Origin of the sequence: Janthinobacterium sp. P210005 (assembly GCF_036231865.1) — a bacterium.
GTDB classification, from domain to species: domain Bacteria; phylum Pseudomonadota; class Gammaproteobacteria; order Burkholderiales; family Burkholderiaceae_D; genus Janthinobacterium; species Janthinobacterium kumbetense.
Map to the genome: position 1 here is coordinate 1,970,659 of NZ_JAZARC010000001.1, position 21,777 is coordinate 1,992,435.

The 21,777-nt window shown below is 63.8% G+C and carries 21 protein-coding genes; 12 read left to right on the forward strand and 9 right to left on the reverse strand.

Annotated elements, in window-relative coordinates:
• The first annotated feature begins 130 nt into the window (after window positions 1-130).
• The gene (locus VPH40_RS08760; protein WP_328573212.1) at window positions 131-1,384 is read left to right on the forward strand and encodes a DUF2863 family protein; all 1,254 of its coding nucleotides are present in this window, start codon (window positions 131-133) and stop codon (window positions 1,382-1,384) included.
• Window positions 1,385-1,555: 171 nt separating this feature from the next.
• On the opposite strand, the gene VPH40_RS08765 is transcribed toward VPH40_RS08760, so the two are convergent.
• Together VPH40_RS08765 and VPH40_RS08770 are read right to left on the reverse strand one after the other, a co-directional pair.
• Complete coding sequence (locus VPH40_RS08765) at window positions 1,556-2,020, reverse strand: CYTH domain-containing protein (RefSeq protein WP_328573213.1); 465 nt, start codon at window positions 2,018-2,020, stop codon at window positions 1,556-1,558.
• A gap of 12 nt (window positions 2,021-2,032) precedes the next feature.
• Window positions 2,033-3,154, reverse strand: a complete 1,122-nt coding sequence (locus tag VPH40_RS08770) for a M14 family metallopeptidase (protein WP_328573214.1) — start codon at window positions 3,152-3,154, stop codon at window positions 2,033-2,035.
• 302 nt (window positions 3,155-3,456) lie between these two features.
• Here VPH40_RS08770 and VPH40_RS08775 point away from each other — a divergent pair, with 302 nt between their 5' ends.
• Window positions 3,457-4,119 carry a TetR/AcrR family transcriptional regulator gene (locus VPH40_RS08775; protein ID WP_289916558.1) on the forward strand — a complete coding sequence of 221 codons (663 nt, stop codon included), beginning with the start codon at window positions 3,457-3,459 and terminating at the stop codon, window positions 4,117-4,119.
• 96 nt (window positions 4,120-4,215) lie between these two features.
• On the forward strand, window positions 4,216-4,587 hold the full coding sequence (locus VPH40_RS08780) for a hypothetical protein (protein WP_328573215.1): 372 nt from the start codon (window positions 4,216-4,218) through the stop codon (window positions 4,585-4,587).
• Window positions 4,588-4,647: 60 nt separating this feature from the next.
• Here VPH40_RS08780 and VPH40_RS08785 read toward each other — a convergent pair whose 3' ends face one another.
• On the reverse strand, window positions 4,648-6,141 hold the full coding sequence (locus VPH40_RS08785; RefSeq protein WP_328573216.1) for an acetyl-CoA hydrolase/transferase family protein: 1,494 nt from the start codon (window positions 6,139-6,141) through the stop codon (window positions 4,648-4,650).
• Window positions 6,142-6,300: 159 nt separating this feature from the next.
• Here VPH40_RS08785 and VPH40_RS08790 point away from each other — a divergent pair, with 159 nt between their 5' ends.
• On the forward strand, window positions 6,301-7,194 hold the full coding sequence (locus tag VPH40_RS08790; RefSeq protein WP_328573217.1) for a LysR substrate-binding domain-containing protein: 894 nt from the start codon (window positions 6,301-6,303) through the stop codon (window positions 7,192-7,194).
• Window positions 7,195-7,246: 52 nt separating this feature from the next.
• Here the strand turns inward: VPH40_RS08790 and fucP are convergent, their stop codons facing one another.
• Window positions 7,247-8,551 carry an L-fucose:H+ symporter permease gene (fucP, locus tag VPH40_RS08795; protein ID WP_251350483.1) on the reverse strand — a complete coding sequence of 435 codons (1,305 nt, stop codon included), beginning with the start codon at window positions 8,549-8,551 and terminating at the stop codon, window positions 7,247-7,249.
• A gap of 436 nt (window positions 8,552-8,987) precedes the next feature.
• On the opposite strand from fucP, the gene VPH40_RS08800 reads away from it, so the two are divergent.
• Window positions 8,988-9,221 (forward strand): DUF3563 family protein, encoded by a 234-nt coding sequence (locus tag VPH40_RS08800; RefSeq protein WP_077407407.1) that lies wholly within the window; start codon window positions 8,988-8,990, stop codon window positions 9,219-9,221.
• Here the strand turns inward: VPH40_RS08800 and VPH40_RS08805 are convergent.
• The 5 genes from VPH40_RS08805 to VPH40_RS08825 form a co-directional block, all read right to left on the reverse strand.
• Window positions 9,218-9,352 (reverse strand): hypothetical protein, encoded by a 135-nt coding sequence (locus tag VPH40_RS08805; protein WP_328573218.1) that lies wholly within the window; start codon window positions 9,350-9,352, stop codon window positions 9,218-9,220. The genes VPH40_RS08800 and VPH40_RS08805 overlap by 4 nt on opposite strands.
• Window positions 9,353-9,438: 86 nt before the next feature.
• Window positions 9,439-11,145, reverse strand: a complete 1,707-nt coding sequence (locus VPH40_RS08810) for a lactate permease LctP family transporter (protein WP_328573219.1) — start codon at window positions 11,143-11,145, stop codon at window positions 9,439-9,441.
• Window positions 11,146-11,246: 101 nt separating this feature from the next.
• A complete protein-coding gene (locus VPH40_RS08815; RefSeq protein WP_328573220.1) occupies window positions 11,247-12,692 on the reverse strand; it encodes a LutB/LldF family L-lactate oxidation iron-sulfur protein in 1,446 nt (481 codons plus the stop codon).
• Window positions 12,689-13,405 carry a LutC/YkgG family protein gene (locus VPH40_RS08820; protein ID WP_328573221.1) on the reverse strand — a complete coding sequence of 239 codons (717 nt, stop codon included), beginning with the start codon at window positions 13,403-13,405 and terminating at the stop codon, window positions 12,689-12,691. The genes VPH40_RS08815 and VPH40_RS08820 overlap by 4 nt, the downstream gene beginning before the upstream one ends.
• The gene (locus tag VPH40_RS08825; protein WP_328573222.1) at window positions 13,402-14,199 is read right to left on the reverse strand and encodes a (Fe-S)-binding protein; all 798 of its coding nucleotides are present in this window, start codon (window positions 14,197-14,199) and stop codon (window positions 13,402-13,404) included. The genes VPH40_RS08820 and VPH40_RS08825 overlap by 4 nt, the downstream gene beginning before the upstream one ends.
• Window positions 14,200-14,351: 152 nt before the next feature.
• Between VPH40_RS08825 and VPH40_RS08830 the strand changes: the two genes are divergently transcribed.
• The 7 genes from VPH40_RS08830 (at window position 14,352) to VPH40_RS08860 (ending at window position 21,774) form a co-directional block, all read left to right on the forward strand.
• Complete coding sequence (locus VPH40_RS08830) at window positions 14,352-15,053, forward strand: FadR/GntR family transcriptional regulator (RefSeq protein ID WP_257218899.1); 702 nt, start codon at window positions 14,352-14,354, stop codon at window positions 15,051-15,053.
• Between the two features lie 81 nt (window positions 15,054-15,134).
• On the forward strand, window positions 15,135-15,548 hold the full coding sequence (locus tag VPH40_RS08835) for a hypothetical protein (RefSeq protein ID WP_143451497.1): 414 nt from the start codon (window positions 15,135-15,137) through the stop codon (window positions 15,546-15,548).
• A 240-nt stretch (window positions 15,549-15,788) separates the two neighbouring features.
• Complete coding sequence (locus VPH40_RS08840; RefSeq protein WP_328573223.1) at window positions 15,789-16,583, forward strand: TorF family putative porin; 795 nt, start codon at window positions 15,789-15,791, stop codon at window positions 16,581-16,583.
• 57 nt (window positions 16,584-16,640) lie between these two features.
• A complete protein-coding gene (locus VPH40_RS08845) occupies window positions 16,641-18,731 on the forward strand; it encodes a methyl-accepting chemotaxis protein (protein WP_328573224.1) in 2,091 nt (696 codons plus the stop codon).
• A gap of 343 nt (window positions 18,732-19,074) precedes the next feature.
• A complete protein-coding gene (locus tag VPH40_RS08850; protein ID WP_305062466.1) occupies window positions 19,075-19,740 on the forward strand; it encodes a hypothetical protein in 666 nt (221 codons plus the stop codon).
• Between the two features lie 216 nt (window positions 19,741-19,956).
• Window positions 19,957-20,586: a hypothetical protein gene (locus VPH40_RS08855; protein ID WP_328573225.1), complete on the forward strand. Its 630-nt coding sequence runs from the start codon at window positions 19,957-19,959 to the stop codon at window positions 20,584-20,586.
• A 159-nt stretch (window positions 20,587-20,745) separates the two neighbouring features.
• Window positions 20,746-21,774 carry an acyl-CoA dehydrogenase gene (locus VPH40_RS08860; RefSeq protein WP_328573226.1) on the forward strand — a complete coding sequence of 343 codons (1,029 nt, stop codon included), beginning with the start codon at window positions 20,746-20,748 and terminating at the stop codon, window positions 21,772-21,774.
• Window positions 21,775-21,777: the final 3 nt, after the last annotated feature.

Consider the following 21,777-nt stretch of genomic DNA (forward strand, 5'->3'; position numbering starts at 1 on the left):
TCAGACTATTGGCATGATCTAAGGACAGCTTACGTATTGCGTGCGGCTGAATCCTCTACAATACGGTTATAAGGGTTTATCATTGTTTGACTGATCCATTTTTTTCACTTTCCGAGACTCTTATCCCGCTATGCGTCGTCCTTCCAAAGATTCATCCCATAAACTGACTGCCGACAGCCAGCGCCTGGTCACCTTTGCCCAGGCGATCGTACAGGCAGCCAGCCGTCTCGAAGAGCGGTCCTGGGAACACAGCCTGGATACGCAGCTCCAGAAATTACTCAAAACTGGCCACCAGGACACCATCGACAACACCCTGGGCAGCCTGTTCAAGGAAGACTTGAACGCCTACGACGTGCTGATGGACTGCGTTGAAGCCGTCAGCGAATCGACCGTCGTCGTGCATGACGACGTGCGCTACGACGCCCTGCTGGTCGCCGTGCCCATCCTCGCGTGGACGCGCTTTTCCATCGCCTCCGGCCCCATGGCCGGCGACGCGCACGGCGTGCTGTCGGCGCATTTCGCCGCCCACCTGCTGGCCGACGGCACCAAGATGGCCATGGCGCCGACCCTGTACTCGATCGATCAGTTGCCGCGCAGCCACGTCGAGACTTATGCCAAGACGCAAAAGCTGGCACTGGCCGCCCTGAAGGGCACGGCCGTCAAGCCGTCCGGCAAAGAGGCGGAAACGGCGCCCTTCCTGGCCGACACGCGCTACCTGCTGGTGGCTGTGGTGGCCCCTGCCGGCGCACCGCTGTTCCGCTGGCAGACGCCGGCCAGCCAGCTCGACTTCATCGCCGAGCGCAGCGCCGCCCTGGAACAATGGCGCACGCAGGCGACGCCGACGATCGCCCGCCTGCTGCCCGGCTGCGGCCTGGAATTGCTGCTGCCGGAAGCGTACTACGTGGCTTGCCGCGAAGCGGACAAACTGATACGTCCCGTTTCCGTGCGCGCCGCCGTGCACTACCTGACGCATACGCTGGCCATCGAGCCGTCGGAACTGCGCGCCGTCATCGCCGGTTTCGGCGAGGAAGCGGCCGATGGCCAGGTGGACGAGTACCGCATCGCCTTCACCCTGCGCCAGGCGCCGGACGTCATCTACGGCATCGTCTGGCCTTTGTACGGCCAGGAAGACGAGGATGGCACGCCGATCGAAGGCCTGATCCAGGTCGGCATCGCCGCGCTGGACAAGCAAAAGACGCCCGTCGATGAAATCATAGAGCACCTGAACGCTGCCGGCGTGACGCAGATCAAGCGCCACGCGGAACGTTTTGTCGGTGAATACTGCGACGACTGTGGCGCGCCGCTGTTTGCCGACCCGGTTGGCGAGCTGGCGCATGCGGAAATGCCGGAAGATACCCCGCAAGGCACGGAACACTTCCATTGATGCTGTAACGGTGTTGTCGGATTACGCGCTGCGCGCTAATCCGACCTACGCTGCTGGCATAGGCCGTAGGTCGGATTAGCCGGTACGGCGTAATCCGACAACACCCCTGATGCAAAAAAGGCGGAACCGAGGTTCCGCCTTTTTCATTTCAACAAGCTTTTTGACGCCTCGTCACCACTGTGAAAACGGGTGGCGGATCAGGTTGGCGTTGTAGTAGCGCGCGTCGCCCGACACTTCCGCGCCGATCCATTCCGGCTTCTCGAAGGGCTGGTCTTCCGAGGCCAGTTCGATCTCGGCCACCACCAGGCCCGCATTGGCGCCCAGGAACTCGTCGATTTCCCACACCATGCCCGCGTGTTCGATGCGGTGGCGGTATTTTTCGATCAGCGGCTGTTCGCACAGGCCGTCGAGCAGTTCGGCCGCGTCGGCCAGCGGAATCGGATACTCCCACTCGCCGCGCGTCGCGCCCACGTTGGCGCCCTTGATGGTCAGCATCGCCTGCCCGCCTTCGATGCGCACGCGCACCACGCGCTCGCGCGCCGACGACAGATAGCCCTGGCGCAGCAGGACCGGCTGGCCCAGGCCCCGCCAGGCGTCGCCGGCAAGCAGGAATTTACGCTCGATCTCGATACCCATGAACAACGCCGTTCAATCCAGCGACAGCAGGATAGGCTGCAGCATGGCCGCGCCCAGAGCCGCGCTGCGCGCGCCGTTCCAGCCGACGGCCGAATCGGGCAAGTCGGCGTTTTCCTTGAACGGCATTTCCAGGGTCAGCGCCAGGCAGCCGAAGTGGTGGCCGATGTATTTCGACGCCAGGGTCAGCATGTCCGATTTGTACTTGCTGGCCGCATAGCCGAACTTGTCCTGGAAGTCGGGGCTGGCCTGTTTGTAGCGCTCGATGAAGGCTTTCTGGTGCGCCGCTTGCGCCGGCGTGAAGTTTTCCAGCATTTCATTGCCGGCCACAAAGTTGTACGGCAGCGCTTCGTCGCCGTGGATGTCGAAGAACATGTCGACACCCGTTTCATGGATCTTGTTTTTCACGCACAGCACTTCCGGGCTGGACTCCAGCGATGGCGTCATCCATTCACGGTTCAGGTTGGCGCCTGCCGCATTCGTGCGCAGGTTGCCGCGGATGGAGCCGTCCGGGTTCATGTTCGGCACGATGTGGAACACGGCGCGCTGCAAGAGCTTGCGCGCGATCGGGTTGGCGTCGTCGAGCAGCGAGTCGATCAAGCCTTCGACGAACCATTCGGCCATCGATTCGCCCGGATGCTGACGCGCGATGACCCAGATTTTCTTTTCCGCCTGCGGATTGCCGATGGTCACCATGTTCATGTCGCGGCCGTCGACCGTGCTGCCCAGGTCGGACACGCGCGCCAGCGGATGCTCGGCCACTTCGCCCAGCAGGCGCAGATGGCGTTCCCACGAATACGGCTCGAAATACGCGTAGTACACGCTGTCGAGTTCCGGCGTGTGCGAAATCGTCATGACCTGGCCGTCGAACGACGTTGGCACGCGGAACCAGTTTTCGCTGTCGTAGCTGGCCACGGCCTGGTAGTCTTCATAGCCGGCCGGATAGGTGGCCTGGCCCGCGTTCAGGAAACGCATCGTGCATGCCTGGCCGCGCGCGCCCTGCAGGCGGAAGTGGAACCACTGGTGGATGTCGGCGTGGCTATCCTTGCGCAAGTTCAGGTCGATGGCACCGGCACTGGTGGCGCTCACCACGTCGATGGCGCCCGAGTCGAAGTTCTGGCTGATTTTAATGGTCATGTAATGATCCCGTCCGAATGTAAGTGTTCCGGCGTTGCCTCGTGGGCTGGCGCCGTTGCGCTAAAAAACGCAGTGTAAGCTATCCCGCTATTTTCCGCCCTTTGGCACCGTTCGCAAAGCCTGGCCCGGCGTTTTATGCACCAATCCGGGGCATCGATGGAAAAGTGCCGGGCAAAAGCGCGAAAAATCGGTCTGCTGTTGCATCTACCGGACAAAAAACTGCTTTGTAACAGCGGCTGACACATTGGCGCCCGGTCGCCCCCCTATAATTCTTGCTTTCATAGAGTCGCCAGGAAAGAGTCGTGGACAAGAAGTTAACTAACATTCAGGAAAGAAAGTTACGCGAGGCTCAGGCGCGGCGCGAGCACATCATCGACGTCGTCAAAGATCTCATCAAGAAGGGCGGCGCGCGCGCCGTCTCCATCCGCAAGGTAGCCGAGGCGGCCGGTTTTTCCACCACCGTCGTGTACGCCCTGTTCCGCGACAAGGCCACCCTGATCGCCCAGGCCATGGACAAGGATTTGCTGGAACTGGTGCGCGCCATGCGCACGGCGTGCGCCACCAGCGATGATCCGTGGCAGCGCATCGCCCTGGTCGGCCGCGCCTACATCGAGTACGGCTTCCAGCATCCGGACGAGTATTCGCTGATCTTCATGGAATTGCGGCCGCACGCGGAAATCGACGCCGTCGAGGTCGAACACGGCAATATCGAGCAGGATCCGTACGCCTACGCGCTGCACCTGTTTACCGAACTGGCGCAAGCGGGCCAGGTGCGCCAGGACGAGCCGGCGCTGCACACGATGACGCAAGTCTTCTGGCAATCGCTGCACGGCCTCGTGTCGCTGCGCATCGTCATGGATGCGGGCGACCCGTGGACGCCGCACCCGGAAATGAATGCGCATATCGACGACTTGCTGGCCGTCGTCACGGCAGGCATCCGTCTGCGCTTTGCACCGGCTTCCTGACGTTTGATCCAGCGCAAACCGTCCCGACAGAAAAGGCGGACAGTGGAGTGAAGCCGCCTGCGCTGGTGCAGCGCGGCTCGTGCGAAGGAGGGCGAGATGAACGAAGCCTATGCCACGGACCGGCTTGACAAACAGCAAGGCGCGCACAATGCTGTCCGTATGGAAGCGCGCCTGACAAAACTGGAAACGGACCGGGAACATGACCGGCAATGGTTCAAGACCCTGGAACAGCGTCTTGGCGACGGCCTCGACAATGTACGCACGGAGCTGCGCAGCGAATCGCAGTTGCTGCGCGCCGACCTGACGCAGTTTCGCGGCGACTTGCGCGGCGACTGCCACGCCTTGCGCACGGAACTGGGCGACATCCGCAAGCACATGCACACCCACTTCCTGTGGTTCATGGGCATACAGGCCACCACCACGTTTGCCCTGCTGGGCCTGGGCGCCAAGGCGCTGCATATGTACTAAGCAATAAAAAAGGCAGGCGCGGTGCCGCACCGCCCTGCCCTATCCTGATGTTAGCGGCTGCTACGCTGCCAGCATGCTCTGCGTTTCCTGGTAGCGCGTGTGCCACGACAGCGCCTGCTCCAGAATGTGCGGCGTATGGCCGCCGCGCTGGCATGCCGCGTCATAATACGCACGCAGTTGCGCGCGGTAGTCTGGGTGCGTGCAGCGCTCGATGATCAGTGGCGCCCGTTCGCGCGGCGCCAGTCCGCGCAAGTCCGCAAAACCCCACTCCGTCACCAGCACGTCGACGTCATGCTCCGTATGGTCGACATGCGAGACCATCGGCACGACGCTGGAAATGCGCCCGCCCTTGGCCGCCGATTTCGACACGAACATCGACACTTGCCCATTGCGCGCAAAGTCGCCCGAGCCGCCGATGCCGTTCATCATGTGCGTACCGCATACATGCGTGGAATTGACGTTGCCGTAGATATCGAACTCGAGCGCCGTGTTCAGGGCGATGATGCCCAGGCGGCGCACGATTTCCGGGTGGTTGCTGATCTCTTGCGGGCGCAGCACGATTTTTGACCGGTAATGGTCGATATTGTCCATCAGCTTTTGATGCACGGCGGCCGACAGGGTGATCGACGAGGCCGAGGCAAACGCCAGCTGGCCCGAGTCGAGCAGCTCGATGGCGCTGTCCTGCAGCACTTCCGAATACATCGTCATATTGCGGAAAGGCGAGCCGATCAGGCCATGCAGCACGGCGTTGGCGATGGTGCCGATGCCCGCCTGCAGGGGCAGCAATTCCGGGCCCATGCGCCCGGCCGCCACTTCGCCTTGCAGGAAGGCGATCACGTGGCCGGCGATCGCTTGCGTTTCCGCGTCGGGCGGCAAGGCGTTCGACGGGCTGTCGGGACTGTCCGTGATGACGATGGCGGCGATGCGGGCCGGGTCGATGGCGATGGCCGTGCTGCCCAGGCGCTGGTCTACGCGCGTGAGGGGAATCGGTTCGCGCCCCGGCAGGGTTTGCGGAATATAAATGTCGTGCAAGCCTTCCAGCGCCAGCGGCGTGGACAGGTTGATTTCAATGATGACCTGTGTGGCCTGCTGGGCGAACGCGGCGGAGTTACCCACCGACATGGTCGGGATGATGGCGCCGGCCGCCGTGATGGCGGTGGCCTCGATGACGGCGATATCGACGGCCGCCAAGTTGCCCGAGCGCAGCTGCTCGGCCGTTTCCGACAGATGCTGGTCGATGAACATGACTTCACCATTGTTGATCTTGCCGCGCAGCACAGGGTCGACTTGGAACGGCATGCGGCGCGCCAGCACGCCCGCTTCGGCCATCAGGCCGTCGCTGCCATTGCCCAGCGAAGCGCCCGTGATCAGGGTCAAGCTCAACGGGTCTTGCAGGGCGCGTTCGGCCAGCGCACGCGGCAGGGCCTTGGCGTCGCCGGCACGGGTAAAGCCGCTCATGCCGACACGCATGCCGTTGTGGAACAATTTGGCTGCCTCATCGGCGCTCATGATTTTGCTGAGCAAGCCTGGGTGGCGGATACGGTCCTCGTACATCGTGATGCTCCTGATATTCTTAATATTCTCAAACTGGATGGCTGTCATACACCAACCCCATAAGTGGATTCAGTATAAAATCCCGCTTACATGCATGGCATGAATTAATTTCGTCATATCCAGTCGATATTTTCATGCCCTGCCAACGCCGAGCCCCTCTTGGATATCCGTTCCCTGCGCTATTTCGTCGAAACCGTGCGCCTGTCGAGCTTTACGCAGGCGGCGGAATCGCTGCACCTGACCCAGTCCACCATCAGCAAGATGGTGCGCCAGCTGGAAGACGAGGTGGGCGCACAATTGCTCGTGCGCGACGGGCGCAAGCTGACCCTGACGGACACGGGCCGCATCGTCTACCAGCACGGCCAGGAAATGCTGGCCAATATGCGCCAGCTGACGCTGGAGGTGCGCGACACCCAGGCCTTGCAGCGCGGCAGCCTGACGGTCGGCATCCCGCCCATGATCAACGTGCTGTTCACGCCCGTATTGAAAGCCTTCCGCGCGCGGTATCCGCACATCAGCCTGACCCTGCAGGAAGACACGGGCCAGCAGATCGAGCGCCAGGTGGCGGGGGGCGAGCTGGAAATCGGCATGACGGTGCTGCCGGCCGACCCAGAACTCGACCTCGTGGCCGTGGAAGTGGCCAATTACCCGATCTGGGCCCTGGCCGAGCCGGGCACATTCCAGAAGCAGCGCACGACACTGCCCTTCAAGGCGCTGGCCGACTTGCCGCTGGTGTTATTAAAGGATGATTTCGCGCTCACGCGCAGCCTGCGCCAGCATTTCGCGCAAGCGGGCTTCACGCCGACGATTGCGGCCCAGAGCGGGCAATGGGACTGGCTGGTGGCGATGGCCTCGGCCGGCCTGGGCGTGGCCCTGCTGCCCGAGCCGTTCATCCACCGCCTGGCAGGCGAACCGTTGGAAGCGGTGCGCATCGTCGAGCCGGAGGTGGCGTGGCAGGTGGCGCATATCTGGAGCGGGCGCTACCTGTCGCACGCGGCGCGCGCCTGGCTCGAAGTGTGCCAGGACGTGCTGGGCACGCCGTTCGCGCACTGACGTAAAAAAAGGGTGGCCGAGGCCACCCTTTTGATTGATCGCGCCACCTTGCTTATTTGGCGGCGTCGTCCTTGTACATGCTGGCGTACTTCCAGCCGAAGTACAGAATGAAGGTGTAGCACAGGGCCGGCACGAGGAAGGACAGCTGCAGGTTGATGTGGTCGGCCAGGAAGCCCTGGATGAACGGCACGATGGCGCCGCCGACGATGGCCATGCACAGGATGCCCGAACCTTGACCCGTTTGCGCGCCCAGCTTGTTCAGCGCCATGCTGAAGATGGTCGGGAACATGATGGAGTTGAACAGGCCGACGGCGATCAATGCCCACATGGCCGTGTGACCGCTGGAGAACACGGCGACGAGGATCAGCGCGATGACGACGGCGGCGTTGAAGGCCAGGGTCTTGCCCGGGCTGACATAGCGCATCACGGCAAAGCCGACGAAGCGGCCCAGCATGGCGCCACCCCAGTAATAACTGACGAAATACGCGGCGTCGGCGTGGCTGAGGCCAGCGATATGGCTCTCGCCCAGGAAGTTGATCAGGAAGCTGCCGATGCTCACCTCACCGCCCACATACAGGAAGATGGCCAGCGCGCCCAGCACCAGGTGGCGGTGCGACCAGATCGAGACCTTGTGGCCATCCTGCGCCACGGCGGCCGCATCGTCGGCATGCGAAATCCTTGGCAATTTTGCCAGCGCGAACAGCACGGCCAGGATTACCAGGGTGGCGGCCAGCACCAGGTACGGGCCTTGCACGGAAGCGGCTTCCTTGGCGCGGTAAGCCAGTTGCTCGGCCGCCGGCAGCAGGTCGAACTGCTGCACCGTCAGCACGGTGCCCGACAAAATCAGCATGCCGCCCAGCGCAGGCGCCACGGTGGTGCCCAGCGCGTTGAACGCCTGCGTCAGGGTCAGGCGGCTCGACGCCGTCTGCGGGTCGCCCAGTTCCGTCACGTACGGATTGGCCGCCACCTGCAGCACGGTGATGCCGGCCGCCAGGATGAAGAAGGACAAGAGGAACAGCGCATAGCTGCCGGTGGACGCCGGGTAAAACATGGCGCAGCCGGCGGCCGCGATCAGCAAACCGGCGACGACGCCGCGCTGGTAGCCGATTTTCTTGATCAGCATGCCGGCCGGCAGCGAAACGATGGCGTAGGCGCCGAAGAAGCAGAATTGCACCAGCATCGCCTGGACATACGTCAAGGTGTAGATCGAGCGCAGATGGGGAATCAGCACATCATTGAGCGAGGTCAGCAATCCCCACATGAAAAACAGCACCGTGACAATGATCAGGGCGCCTGTATTGTTTTGCGTGCCGGCCCGTGCGGACGGTACGCCCTGGCCTTGCTTTACATATTCCATACCTTCTCCATTTTTCAATTCCAAGTTGATCGCGCCAGGCATGGAAGTGTTTCCACCCGGGCAGCGCCAGGACGCACGAGCGCCACGCAGATATCAGCGTGGGCCATGACTGCCATCAGCGATAGAGGGGCAGGCATGGCATCTCGCGCGTGCGGCAGGCGCACGGCCGACCGTTTCTCGTCAGAACGATGTCTTGTGGGCGCGGCACGCCTGCGGGCTGCGTCTGAAAACAACATCCTGGACAAAAACGTCTTGTAGTAAAACTACGATCCTGCGCCGGCATTATGCCTTAAAGCCCCGTATTGCGCAGCTTTCGCGACCATTATCTGAAAAATGAATAGCTGACATTTGAAATCAAAAGTAGCCTTATAACTTGGAATCGCTATACTTATATTGCAGTGCAGCACAACGCGGCACGCCACTCAAGGAGTCTGCCATGTCTACCGCATTTACCTACCACACCACGCAAAACAGCAATATCGTCGCCACCCTCGTCCACGCCGCCAAGCGCGTCGGTGCCTGGCTGAACCAAAGCAGCGACCGCCGCGAACGCGCTTATGAAGAAGCCTACCTGGCTGAATCGACCGACCGCTACGATCTGGAATACCGCATGCGCGAACTGGCCCGTGCCAACCCGCAGCCCACCTGGATGAGCGGCCTGAGCCGTTAATGTACTGAACCGGAAGCAAGCAGTACCAGCAAGACCATTGCCAGACCCATCCTGCTCGCCTCGCGCTTGAGCACGGGATGGGTATGCGGCAACAGGCGGCCGCCCGGCACGACGCCGGGAAGCGTCGTCATGTTGCAGTGCATCAGGTCATTTTCATGACCATCTGCACGTTTTACTATCAATTTATCTAGTTTTACTACGTACTTCTACGGATCGCTCAATGCGGGATCATGCCGGTGAACACGTACGCCTGCAGCATGGTGATGATGCCGATGATGACGGCAAACAACAGACTGTGCTTCAAGGTAAAGCGGAACAGGTCCGATTCCTTGCCCACCAGGCCAGTCGCGGCGCAGGCGACGGCGATCGACTGGGGCGAGATCATCTTGCCCGTCACGCCGCCCGTCGTATTGGCCGCCACCAGCAAGGTGTCGGACACGCCGATCTGGTGCGCCGTCGTGTTTTGCAGGGAGCAGAACAAGGCATTCGACGACGTATCGGACCCCGTCAGGAACACCCCCAGCCAGCCCAGGAACGGCGAGAAGAACGGGAAGGCGGCGCCGCTGCCGGCCAGCAGCAGGGCCAGGGTGGACGACATGCCCGAATAGTTGGCCACGAAGGCAAACGCCAGCACCAGGCCGATCGACAGCACGGGACGGCGCAATTCCACGAGCGTTTCGACGAAGGCCTTGATGCCATCGCGCGGCTTCATGCGCAGCATCCACATCGACAGCACGGCCGTCAGCAAGATCGCCGTGCCCACGGCCGACAACAGGTCGAGCTTGAAGACGGCGTCATACGCTTTCGGCTCCGCCACGATGGGCATCGTCTTGATCACCAGTTTATCGAGGTAAGGCACGTGGATCTTGACGACCAGGCTGGACAACGCGCCGCCGACGGCGAACAGGGACTTGAAGCCGGGCAGGCTCCAGACGGTGACGATGGCCGTCAGCAGGCCGAACGGCGCCCAGGCGCGCGCCGTCTGCGCCAAGGTGTAGGGCGAGGCGGCGCGGCTGCCGCTGCCGCGCAAGTCCGCATTGCCTGCCCCGCCGCCAAAACCGGACAGCGCGGCGGCGCCGCCACCGACGGCGTTGACCACCTTGGCATTCTTCGGCTGCCACACTTTCAGGAACAGGGTCAGCGACACCAGGCTGACGAGGGCCGAGGTGATGTCCGGCAGCTCCGGCCCGATATGGTTCGACGTGAAATACTGGGTGACGGCAAAGCTGGCGCCCGTTACCAGGGCGGCCGGCCACACTTCGCGCACGCCGCGCACGCCATCCATCATGAAGACCAGCCAGAAAGGCACGGCCAGCGACAGCAGCGGCAACTGGCGGCCCGCCATCGCGCCGATCAGGAACGGGTCGATGCCCGTCACCTGGCCCGCCACGATGATGGGGATGCCCATGGCGCCAAAGGCCACGGGCGCCGTATTGGCGATCAGGCACAGGCCCGCCGCATACAGCGGATTGAAGCCCAGGCCCACCAGCAGGGCCGAGGTGATCGCCACGGGCGCGCCGAAACCGGCCGCCCCTTCCAGGAAGGCGCCGAAGGCAAAGCCGATCAACAGCACCTGCAGGCGCTGGTCGTCCGTGACCGACAGCACCGAGGCGCGGATGATCTCGATCTGCCCCGTTTTCACGACGATCTTGTACAGGAAGACGGCCGTGACGATGATCCAGGCGATCGGCCACAAACCATACGCAAAACCATAGCCGGCCGCCGCCAGCGCCTGCGGCACGGGCATGCCGTACGCAAAAATCGCCACCGCCAGCGCCAGCGCCAGGGTGACGGCGGCCGCCACATGGCCCTTGATGCGCAGCGCGGCCAGGGCGATGAAGAAGAAAATGATGGGAACGGCTGCCGCCAGGGACGACAGCCACAGGCTGCCGAGCGGTGTATAAAGTTGGGTCCAGGTTTGCATGTCGGGTCTCCTCCGGTGGATGCGGGTTGATTGAAAAAACGGCTTTTGATGTAATTGTGTGTAGCGTGTTTTTTGCGGTGCTTCGGTGCTGCCAGGCCGGGCTATTCCTCCTGCCCGCGCGCGTTGAGCAGGTCGGCCAGGCTGCGCGGCGCCGGCGTCAAGGGCTTGCGGTGCTGCGTCCAGCCCAGCTGCTTGCCCGGCGTCAGTGCGCGCAGCCGCGTGGCGGCCCAGCGGAACAGGCGATAACTGATTGGGCGCGCGAAGGCGCCGCTCCAGAAACGCCAGACCAGGCTTTCGCCGCGGCTGAACTTGGCCCCCTGGCCGCGCAGCGGATGCGCCACCTGCTCGCCGGGATTGCGATTGGCCTCCGTGCGCAGGCGCACCAGCAGTTGCGGGATCGGGATGCGCACGGGGCACACTTCGCCGCAGGCGCCGCACAGGCTCGATGCGGTGGCCAGGTCGGCCGTCGCAGCTAGTCCCAGCAAGTGGGGCGAGATGATCTTGCCGATCGGCCCCGGATACGTGGTGCCGTAGGCGTGGCCGCCGATGCGCGTGTAGACGGGGCAGTGGTTCATGCAGGCGCCGCAGCGTATGCATTGCAAGGTGGCGCGCAGCTGCTCGTCGGCGTAGGCCTGGCTGCGTCCGTTGTCGAGCAAGACCAGGTGCACTTCGCGCGGCCCATCCTGTTCACCGGCGCGGCGCGGGCCGGAAATCAGGTTGAAATACGTGGTGATGGCCTGCCCCGTGGCCGAACGCGTCAGCAAGCTGGCCAGCGGCACGATATGTTCGAGCTTGGCCACCACCTTTTCCATGCCCATGATGGCGATGTGCACGTCCGGCACGGACGTCGTCAGCCGGCCATTGCCCTCGTTTTCCACCAGCCACAGGGTGCCCGTGTCGGCCGCCGCGAAGTTCACGCCCGACAGCCCGATATCGGCCTCGACGAAGGCCTGGCGCAGCGCGCGCCGCCCCGTCCGGATCAGGCTGTCGACGTCTTCCGTGTAGGGCGCGTCGGGAATGTGCTCGGCGAACAGGCCGGCGATGTCGGCCTTGGTCTTGTGAATGGCCGGCATGACGATGTGCGACGGCTTTTCGCCGGCCAGCTGCACGATGTACTCGCCCATGTCCGACTCCAGGCAGGTCATGCCGCGCGCTTCCAGGTAGTGATTGAGCTCGATTTCCTCGCTGGCCATCGACTTGCCCTTGATGAAGCGCGTCGCCTTGGCCTTTTGCGCGATGGCGTGGATGATGGCGTTGGCCTGCTCGCCATCCTCGGCCCAGTGCACCTGCACGCCGGCCGCCGTCAGCTTGTCTTCCAGCTGCACCAGCAAGTCGGGCAGGAGCGCCAGCGCGTGCCGGCGCACGGCTTCGCCGAGGTCGCGCAGGCGTTCCAGCTCGTCGCCGTCGGGGAACTGCGCCGTGCGCTTGTCCTGCAAAAAATCCATGGCGCCGCGAAAGCTCTGGCGCAGTTTCGGGTCGTCCAGCGCGGCGCGGGCGCGCGCATGGAAGTCCGCCGGTTTGACGAATTGCAGTGGCTTGGCGTTCATGGCTGGCCTCCTTCACGGGCTGGCAAGTCATCGACGATCAGCACCCACAGCCAGCGCGGGCCATGCGCGCCATAGGCGAGGGTTTGCTGGATGTCGGACGTTTTCGAGGGACCCGACACCAGCACCAGGTTCGATGGCATGCCGTCCGCCCAGCGTTCGGCGCGCGCCGCCGCATGCAAGTCCGCATGCAGGGTGCTCGCATACACGAGGCAAATGTGCAGCGGCGGCGCCAGCGACACCGTGCGCGGCGTGGCCGCGTCGGGTGCGATGACCAGCGTGCCCGTGGCGGCGATGCCGGAACGGGCGACAGTAAAACCCGCGTTGACGGTGTCGAACAACTCGCCCTTCCACTGCGCCAGCGGACGGTCAAAAGACAGCGCGGCCACGCCGTCCGGCAAGGCGGCCCGCAAGGCCAGTCCTTCCCTGCTATCGGCATCCATCAGCAGGCGGCACACGCCATGCGCACCGAGGCGCTGCGCCAGCAGGGCGGGCCAGGCATCGCCGCGCACGCAATCGACTTCCGCATGCGCGGCGCGCAGGGCTGCCTGCAGGGCGGCGATCCTGCCCCGTGGCGACAGCGGCGCTTGTGCGCGGCGCGCCAGGTAGTGCTGGTCGATGGCCGTATCGATGACGTCCACCGCCTCGGGCGTGGACGGCGCGGCGGCGCGCAAGCGTCCCAGCATGCGTTCGCGGGCGCTCAAGGCGGCGCTCATGCTTCGCCTCCCGTGCGGCGCCACAAAAAGCTGGCCAGGTGTTCGACGGGCAGCGGCGCGCCCTGGTGCTGCGCGGCGTGGCCGATGTTGAGCAGGCAGCCGCAGTCGGCCGAGACGAGCCGGTCGCAGCCCGTGGCGCAGGCCGAGGCGATCTTGTCGCTGACCATGGCGCCGGAAATGTCCGGGTGCTTCAGTGAAAACGTGCCGCCGAAGCCGCAGCATTCCGATTCGCGCTGGTGTTCGATGCGCGTCACGCCGGGCAAGGCGTCGACCAGGGCCACGCCGTGCACCCGCGTGCCCATTTCGCGGCGCGCGCCGCAAGAGGTGTGCAGCACCACGCTTTCCTGCGCCTGCGCCTGCCCTGCGCCTGCCAGACCGGCCAGGTCGAGTTGCAGCACGCAGACGAGAAATTCGCTCAGTTCATACACGCGTTCGGCAAGTTCGGCCGCCCTGGGACCGGCGACGGGGTCGTCCTGGAACAGCTGCGGCCAGTGGTGGCGCATCATGCCGGCGCAGGAGCCGGACGGCACGATCACGGGCCAGGGCTGCGCGAACAGGTCGAGCTGGGCGCGGGCCACGGCACGCGCCTGTTCCGGATTGCCGCTGCTGTAGGCGGGCTGGCCGCAGCAGCTCTGGCCACGCGGATAATGCACCAGCAAGCCTTCCCGCTCCAGCAGGCGCACCGCGTCGAGCCCCGCCTGCGGCACGAACAGGTCAACCAGGCAGGTGGCGAACAGGTACACCTGGAGCGGTGCGGGTGGATAGCGGCGTGGCTGGCGCGGATCTGGCTGCATGAGTGTGTCTCCCCGGCGCTCTGTGTGTTGCTGCGGCGCCGCTGTGTGTTGTTAAGAATGACTGGTTCACGCATAATTCCAGCTTCCGTAAGCCACTTCAAATTGCTCGGACCACTTTAAAACAACACCGGAAGACATCGATGGCGACAGGCATGCAAACGCGGGGCAGGGTCGAGATGGTGATGCGCAGGCTGGAAACCGCCCTGCTGGACGGCAGCTTGCCGGCGGGCGCGCAGTTGCCGGCCGAACGCCTGCTGGCGCAGCAATATGCCGTCTCGCGCAACACCGTGCGCGAAGCGGTGCAGCGGCTGGCGGCACGGGGCCTGGTGCGCAGCCGGCGCGGCGCGGGCGTGTTCGTGACGGATCAGCTGCGCACGGGCATGGCGTCGCCGTGGAGCCAGCTGGTGGCCGACCACCCCGCCCTGCGCGACGACATCCTGGAATTTCGCCGCGTGCTGGAAGGGGCGACGGCCTACTTTGCGGCGCAGCGGGCCAGCGTGGACGAGCGCGCGCAAATCATGGCCCTGCTGGCCGAACTGGAACAGGCGCGCGCCAGCGACGACAAGCACGGCGAGGCGCAGGCCGATGCGCGCCTGCATGAAGTCATCGCGCAAGCGTCGCACAACACCATGTTCCTGCACTTGCACACCAGCATCATCGGCATGCTGCGCGAACATATCACCATCAATGGCACGGGCTTGCGCCAGCAGGACGAGGCCACTTCGCTGCAACTGCTGTCGCAGCACCGCACCCTGTGCGAGGCCATCTGCGCCAGCCAGCCCGAAGAGGCGCGCACGGCCATGCAAGGCCACATCGATTTCGTGCGCACGCGCGTCACCAGCGATGACGATTGAGGCCACTGGTAGGACCAGTACAGGAGCATGGCGGCCGCAAAAACTGCTACCATCGCGCGCCGCCACTCCTTTCGTCCGCCCATGACCGTCCTTAGCCACACTCATCCGCTGGTACTGCAGCTGGAAAACGACTTGCTGCCCCTGTTTCGCGCCGCCCTGCCATCGCTTGCGGCCGCCGCGCCGCAGGTGCTCGCTTCCGTCTTCGCCTTTTCCAGCGGCACGGCGAGCGCCTTCCAGGATTATCATTTCGGCATTTCCTGCCTGCTCGCGGACGTGCCCGAGGATGCCCCGGAAGAAGTCGCGCTGCTGGTCAGCGTCACGGGACTCGACGCCGGCGCCCGGCTCAGCGCACAGGTCGTCTGGGGCCAGCCCTCGGGCCGGGTGGAAATGCAGGCCGGGCTGGACGCCGACAGCCTGCAAGCCTTGCATGCGGCCCTGCCAGGCTTGCTGGCCAGCTTGCAACAGGCAGCCAGCCGGGGCAGGCCGGAAATGTGACAGGAGCATGAAAAAGTGCCAGGAAACAACAACTTACGATTTCCGTAGCGCAACTTTATTGACTTCCACTAGCCCTAGCCCCTATCCTTTCAGTTACGTTTGGTGAGAATGTGTGCATGTTCAGACGAACATGCAAACGGCCTCGCCTTGCCTTCACAAAAGTCCATTCCGCATTTTTATTGCAACCATCAGGGCAACGCGCCTGGACGGCCGCTGCCGGCAAATACGGAGCTGACTGCCATGCCATCGCACCACCATTTCCCCGGATCATCCTTGCTGGGCTGCGCCTTCCTGCTGGCGGCCGCCCTGCCCGTGCGAGCCCAGACCACGGACAACACTGGCGCCACCTTCAGCGCCAATGCCAGCCTCACTTCGCAATACATTTCGCGCGGCTTCCGCCAGACATGGGGCAAGCCGGCCCTGCAGGCGGGCGTCGACTACGCGCACCCGAGCGGCTGGTCGCTGGGCACCTGGGCTTCCACCGTCAGCGACCGCTATATCCAGGATGCAAGCGTCGAATGGGACCTGTACGGCGGCTACGGCGGCGCGGTGGGCGAGCTGGGCTACAGCGTGCTCGCGTATTACTACAAGTATCCCGGCGCCGTGTACCGCGCCACAGGCGTCAGGTACGACTACGGCGAACTGTCGCTGGGCCTGACCTACCGCATGCTGTACGCCAAATACAACCATACCGTCACGCGCGACTTCTTCGGCATCACGCATGCGCGCGGCACGGGCTACCTGGACGTGGGCGCGAATGTCGACCTGGGCAATACCTGGACCTTGAACCTGCACGCCGGCAATGGCCGCGTGGCGGGCACGGGCAATGCCATGTGGAACTGGCGCGATGCCAAGGTGGGCGTCACGCGGGCCTTCGACGGCGGCTGGAGCCTGAGTGGCGCCGTGACGCGCGCCTGGGGCGCCACCGACGCCTACGACCATTACACGCTGGGCATCCCGAATGCGGCCGGCCAGTTCGACACCTCGAACCCGGCTGCGGCCACCTTCGTGGTGGCCGTCAGCAAGACTTTCTAGGCGCGCTACCCGCGACGCCCGAGACACCGATACCCCTCCCCATCAAGGAACAGCCTCATGCAACTATCACTGAACAGTAAAATCTGCGTCGCCGCCACCGCGCTCGCCATCCTCAGCCTCGGCGTCACGGCGGCCGTGATCGGCTACAAGAGCAGCGCCAGCGCCGAGGCGGCCGCTTTGGAACTGGCGCGCACGTCGGCACGCGAAGTGGCCGGTGCGCTGCAGGCGCGCATCGCCAGCAACCTGTCGAGCGTCAGCAGCCTGGCCGGCGCCATGCGCGGCACCAAGGGCGCGAATTTGCCCCTGCAGCGCGACCAGATCAATGAACTGACCAAGGCGACGTTGACCAGCTCGGAAGACTTGCTGGGCTCGGCAGTGACGTGGGAGCCGAATGCGCTCGACGGCAAGGATGCGGAGTTTGCCAACCAGAAACCGAACTACGACGCCAGCGGCCGCTTCATGCCCTACTGGACACGGGGCGCCGGCGGCAAGCTGCAAGTCGAACCCATCGTCTTCGACCCGAAAGCGGGCGCCAACGACTGGTACGACGTGCCCAAGCGCACCGGCAAGACCTACTTTACGGAACCATATATCTACCCCGTCGACGGCAAGGATGTACTGATGGCTTCGCTGGTGGCGCCCATCATGATCGACGGCAGCTTCAAGGGCACGGCCAGCGCCGACTTCATGCTCACGCGCCTGGCGAAAATCCTCGCCGACCTGAAAGTGATCGAGGGCGGCAAGCTGGCCCTGATCTCGAACGGCGGCCTGTACGCCAGCCACCCCGAACCTGCGCGGCTGGGCAGGAAGGCAGACGACGTGCCGGCCGCCGGCCTGGAAAAGGTGCGCCAGGGCCAGACGTATGAATACGAGGATGACAAGGGCTACATCCATTTGCTGCAGCCGCTGCAGATCCACCCCGACATCGCGCCGTGGAGCGTGGAACTGAATTTCCCGAAAAGCGTGGCCACCGCCTCGGCGCGCGACCTGATGGTCTACACGCTGATCGTTGCCCTGCTGTGCGCGGCAGCCACGGCCGGCATTCTGATTCTCGTCGTCAACCAGCTGACGCGCCCCCTGCGCACCCTGGGCCGCACCATGACGGACCTGTCCAGCGGCGACGCCGACCTGCGCGTCAAGCTGGAAGTCAAGGGCACCGACGAGCTGGCCGTCATCGGCAAGGGTTTCAACGCCTTCGTGGAAAAGATCCACGCCGTGTTGCTGCAAGTGCAAGCCAGTGCCGACAACGTGGCGCGCGCCAGCGCGGAAATTGCGCAAGGCAATAACGACCTGTCGGCCCGCACGGAACAGCAAGCCAGCTCGCTGGAAGAAACAGCTGCCTCCGTGGAAGAACTGACGGGCACCGTCAAGGAAAATGCCGACCATGCGCGCCAGGCGAATCAATTGGCCGCTTCCGCATCGAGTGTGGCACAGAAGAGCGGCGAAGTGGTCGGCAAAGTCATAGAAACCATGACGTCGATCAATGACTCGTCGAACAAGATTGTCGACATCATCAGCGTCATCGACGGCATCGCCTTCCAGACGAATATCCTGGCGCTGAACGCGGCCGTGGAAGCGGCGCGCGCGGGCGAACAGGGGCGCGGTTTCGCCGTCGTCGCCACGGAAGTGCGCAACCTGGCGCAGCGCTCCGCCGCGGCGGCCAAGGAAATCAAGCTGCTGATCGACGATTCCGTGGGCAAGGTGGCCGCCGGCAGCAAGCTCGTCGATGAAGCGGGCGCCACCATGGAACAGGTGGTCGACAGCGTGCGCAAGGTCACCGCCATCATGGCCGACATCAGCGTCGCCACCACCGAGCAAAGCGATGGCATCGCCCAGGTCAACCAGGCGCTGGCGCAGATGGATGGCGTGACGCAGCAAAACGCGGCCCTCGTCGAGGAAGCGGCGGCGGCCGCCGAAAGCCTGCAAGACCAGGCCAGCCATCTGGCCGAGGTGGTCAGCGTGTTCAAGCTGGGCGAGCAGGCGCGCCAGGCAACGTCGACAGCAACGCCGGCTGCAGCGCCAGCAGCGCCGCGCGCCGTGACGCCCAAGACCGCCGCGCCAGCCAAACGCCTGAGTGTTGCCAAGCCGCAAGCAGCACAGCATGCGCCAGCCAAGGCGCCGGCAGGCGATGACTGGGAAGAGTTTTAAGCCGGACCTTTCCGGCGGCGGCCGGCGCCAGATTCAGGCGCCGGCACGAATTTTATAAACGGCCAACTCAATACCTGCCTCGCGCCGGATTCGGCGTGGCACCCGCCTGTTTCTCCTCGGCGCCATTGAATGGCCGCACTTGAGATTACCTTCCTTTATTTCCCGCCACATCAGCACCAGGAGAATGTTCTACCGCTCCTGCCGGAATTTATCCGATGACCATTTTCAATACCGGCATTGCGGCCAATTTCAAATTTCACAAAAATAAGATACGCATGTACTTTATAATATCGCCGCGTATACGGCACGCTTCCAGCCGGTTGAAGATTTACAGGAATCACGGATGAAAAAAGTATTGGCTTTATTAATGGTATCGGGCACAGTGGTATTGACTGGTTGCGGTGGTGGCGGAAACAGTAGTGCTAACGGCAATGCAGACGTTGCGGTCCCGCCAGTGGTGGTAGCGCCGCCAGTGGTGGTCGCACCTCCGCCTCCTCCCGCACTGGCCGCCTATGTTGGCACCTGGACTCCCGCATGTAACGACTCTTTCCGCCAGCGCCTCGTCGTCGCCCTCAAGAACGATGGCAGCGGCGCCCTGGAAATATCGACCTACGATGAAACCTTCAGCACTGCCGATTGCAGCGGCCCCGTGCAATTTACGGAAACCACGAGTGAAAAGATTACCGCGACGCCGGATGGCGCAGGCAATATCCAGCTCAAACTGACGGCGGACAGCCCTGCCACGGACATCCGCATCGACAAGGTCGTATCGTCGCTGCCAGCCCACACCATCCAGATTACGGGCCCGGCCGTCACCACGGTGCTGGTCAATGGCAAACCCAATTGGCGCATCACCGATGGCAGTGGCGACACCACGGACATCCCGGATACCGGCATACAACAGGCAGTAAGTGACAACGGCGGCTTTTATTTGCGCGGTAATGAATTGTTTACCGTGATGCAAAAAGACGGTGCTTATGTGCTCGATATGCACTATGTAAAACAATAAATCAGTCAGCAATCAGCCATTGCGTCGCGTGAGCGGCGCAATGCGCACCAGTTACACCACATCCTCCCTTCATTCCCGCAAACCATTTCAGCGCATTGCCGCGACATGATCCAAATCAAGTCAGCGATAGATTCGGTGAGAATTCCTTCCTATTAATAATCCTATAATCAGGCCGCGTTGACGGCACGCACCGCTGCCGGATAAAAAGGACTCTGAATGAAAAAATTATTGGCAGTATTGGTCGGCTCGGCCGCGGCACTCCTGACCGGCTGCGGTGGCGGCGGTGGGGGTAGTTCGGCGCAGCAGCTTGCAGGCGATTCCGGTTCCACCTCGCCACTGGCCGCATATCTCGGCACGTGGCAATCGGCGTGCGACGATCACGACCGTCAAGTGCTCGTCATCGCGCTCAAGAGCGACGGCAGCGGTTCGTTGGAACTGACGCCGACCGGCGAAACCTACTTCAAGGCCGATTGCACCGGCCCCGTGGTCGCGACGGACGGCATGAGCGCGAAAATCACCGGCAAGCCGGACGGTACAGCCGACATGCCGATCAAGCTGGCGGAAAATGCCGCGGCAACGAACTTGCGCGTCGACAAGTTCACCTCGTCGGTGCCGGCCTATACCTTCCAGCGCAGCGGCGCCACCGTGCAATATGTATTGCGCGATGGCAAACAGCAATGGTGCGTCAAGGTGGACAATGGCGAATCGTGCATGTGGGATGAGGGCATGCACGCGGCGCTGAGCGTCCCCGGCGGCCTGTCCTTGCGCGGCAACGACCTGTACTCGGTGGTACTGGACCCGGAAAAGGGCGTGTATGTCCTGGACGTGCACTACGTGAAAAAATAAGCGCGTGATCAGCTGCGGGGCCGCCCGGCCCTGCAGTTGCCACGGTGCATCTTCTCGCCCGCCGCTTCATGGACTCGCTAGCGTGAGCGGGTATCTGTGTAAAATCAAACAGACATTGCAAAAATAAAAAGCTATCCTGTAGAAAAACAGGAGCTTGCCATGTCACACCATGCCTTTCCCCTGCCCTCCCACGCTGCACTGGACGCCCTGCTGCAGCCTCAGGACAGCACTTTCCACCCCATCGAAGGCTTGCGGCGCTTGCGCGACGCGGGACTGGACCAGCTGCCCCTGCCCGGCCACGGCGCCACCCTGCAGCGCTGGCAAATGCTGGCCGCCATCGCCGCCGTTGACCTCTCCCTGCTCAAGCTGTATGAAGGCCATACCGATGCGCTCGCCATCCTGGCGGAAATCGGCGGCTCCGCCGTGCCGGCCGGCAGCAGCTGGGGCGTCTGGTGCGCGGATCTGCCGGGCGCGCGCGTCCGCTTGCGGCAAACGGCCGAGGGCCGCCATGTGCTCGACGGACGCAAGGCCTGGTGTGCCGGGGCGAAGGGCCTCAGCCATGCTTTGGTCAGCTGCTGGAACGACGCTGGCCAGGCTTGCCTGGCCTCGGTGACCCTGTCGCAGCCCGGCGTGCACGTCACGGACGAAGGCTGGCAAGCCGTCGGTATGCATGCCTGCGCCAGCATCGACGTGACTTTTTCTGCCGCGCGCGCCTTTCCCGTGGGCGCGCCGGGCGCCTATCTGCAGCGGCCCGGCTACTGGCATGGCAGCGCGGGCATCGCGGCCGCCTGGTATGGCGCAGCCTGCGCCGTCGCCAGCCACCTGCATGCGCGCGCGCAACACGCCGCGCCCGACCCCGTCCGCCTGGCGCAGCTGGGACAAATCGATTGCGTCTTGCGCGCCACCGGCGCCCTGCTGCGCGAAGGCGCCGCGGAAATCGACCAGCACCCGCAACGCGACGCCATGGGACTGGCCCTGCGCCTGCGCCTGGCAACGGAAGATGCCGCCACCCTGGTCTTGCACCTGGCCACGCGGGCGCTGGGCGCTGGCCCCCTGTGCCGCGATGCCCGTTTCGCCCGCCTGGCTGCCGACCTGCCCGTGTACCTGCGCCAGAGCCACGCGGAACGCGACCAGTCCGTGCTGGGCGGCATCGTCGCCGGCGCAGAAGACCATCCTTGGTCGCTGTGACAA

Coding starts and splice junctions, on each gene's coding strand:
- VPH40_RS08800 (WP_077407407.1), top strand. CDS start 8,988: ATGTCTACCGCATTTACCTACCACACCACGCAAAACAGCAATATCGTC.
- VPH40_RS08770 (WP_328573214.1), bottom strand. CDS start 3,154: ATGACCATTAAAATCAGCCAGAACTTCGACTCGGGCGCCATCGACGTG.
- VPH40_RS08760 (WP_328573212.1), top strand. CDS start 131: ATGCGTCGTCCTTCCAAAGATTCATCCCATAAACTGACTGCCGACAGC.
- VPH40_RS08785 (WP_328573216.1), bottom strand. CDS start 6,141: ATGTACGAGGACCGTATCCGCCACCCAGGCTTGCTCAGCAAAATCATG.
- VPH40_RS08815 (WP_328573220.1), bottom strand. CDS start 12,692: ATGAACGCCAAGCCACTGCAATTCGTCAAACCGGCGGACTTCCATGCG.
- VPH40_RS08850 (WP_305062466.1), top strand. CDS start 19,075: ATGAAAAAAGTATTGGCTTTATTAATGGTATCGGGCACAGTGGTATTG.
- VPH40_RS08830 (WP_257218899.1), top strand. CDS start 14,352: ATGCAAACGCGGGGCAGGGTCGAGATGGTGATGCGCAGGCTGGAAACC.
- VPH40_RS08820 (WP_328573221.1), bottom strand. CDS start 13,405: ATGAGCGCCGCCTTGAGCGCCCGCGAACGCATGCTGGGACGCTTGCGC.
- VPH40_RS08840 (WP_328573223.1), top strand. CDS start 15,789: ATGCCATCGCACCACCATTTCCCCGGATCATCCTTGCTGGGCTGCGCC.
- VPH40_RS08765 (WP_328573213.1), bottom strand. CDS start 2,020: ATGGGTATCGAGATCGAGCGTAAATTCCTGCTTGCCGGCGACGCCTGG.
- VPH40_RS08780 (WP_328573215.1), top strand. CDS start 4,216: ATGAACGAAGCCTATGCCACGGACCGGCTTGACAAACAGCAAGGCGCG.
- VPH40_RS08810 (WP_328573219.1), bottom strand. CDS start 11,145: ATGCAAACCTGGACCCAACTTTATACACCGCTCGGCAGCCTGTGGCTG.
- VPH40_RS08835 (WP_143451497.1), top strand. CDS start 15,135: ATGACCGTCCTTAGCCACACTCATCCGCTGGTACTGCAGCTGGAAAAC.
- VPH40_RS08860 (WP_328573226.1), top strand. CDS start 20,746: ATGTCACACCATGCCTTTCCCCTGCCCTCCCACGCTGCACTGGACGCC.
- VPH40_RS08825 (WP_328573222.1), bottom strand. CDS start 14,199: ATGCAGCCAGATCCGCGCCAGCCACGCCGCTATCCACCCGCACCGCTC.
- VPH40_RS08855 (WP_328573225.1), top strand. CDS start 19,957: ATGAAAAAATTATTGGCAGTATTGGTCGGCTCGGCCGCGGCACTCCTG.
- VPH40_RS08845 (WP_328573224.1), top strand. CDS start 16,641: ATGCAACTATCACTGAACAGTAAAATCTGCGTCGCCGCCACCGCGCTC.
- VPH40_RS08805 (WP_328573218.1), bottom strand. CDS start 9,352: ATGACGACGCTTCCCGGCGTCGTGCCGGGCGGCCGCCTGTTGCCGCAT.
- fucP (WP_251350483.1), bottom strand. CDS start 8,551: ATGGAATATGTAAAGCAAGGCCAGGGCGTACCGTCCGCACGGGCCGGC.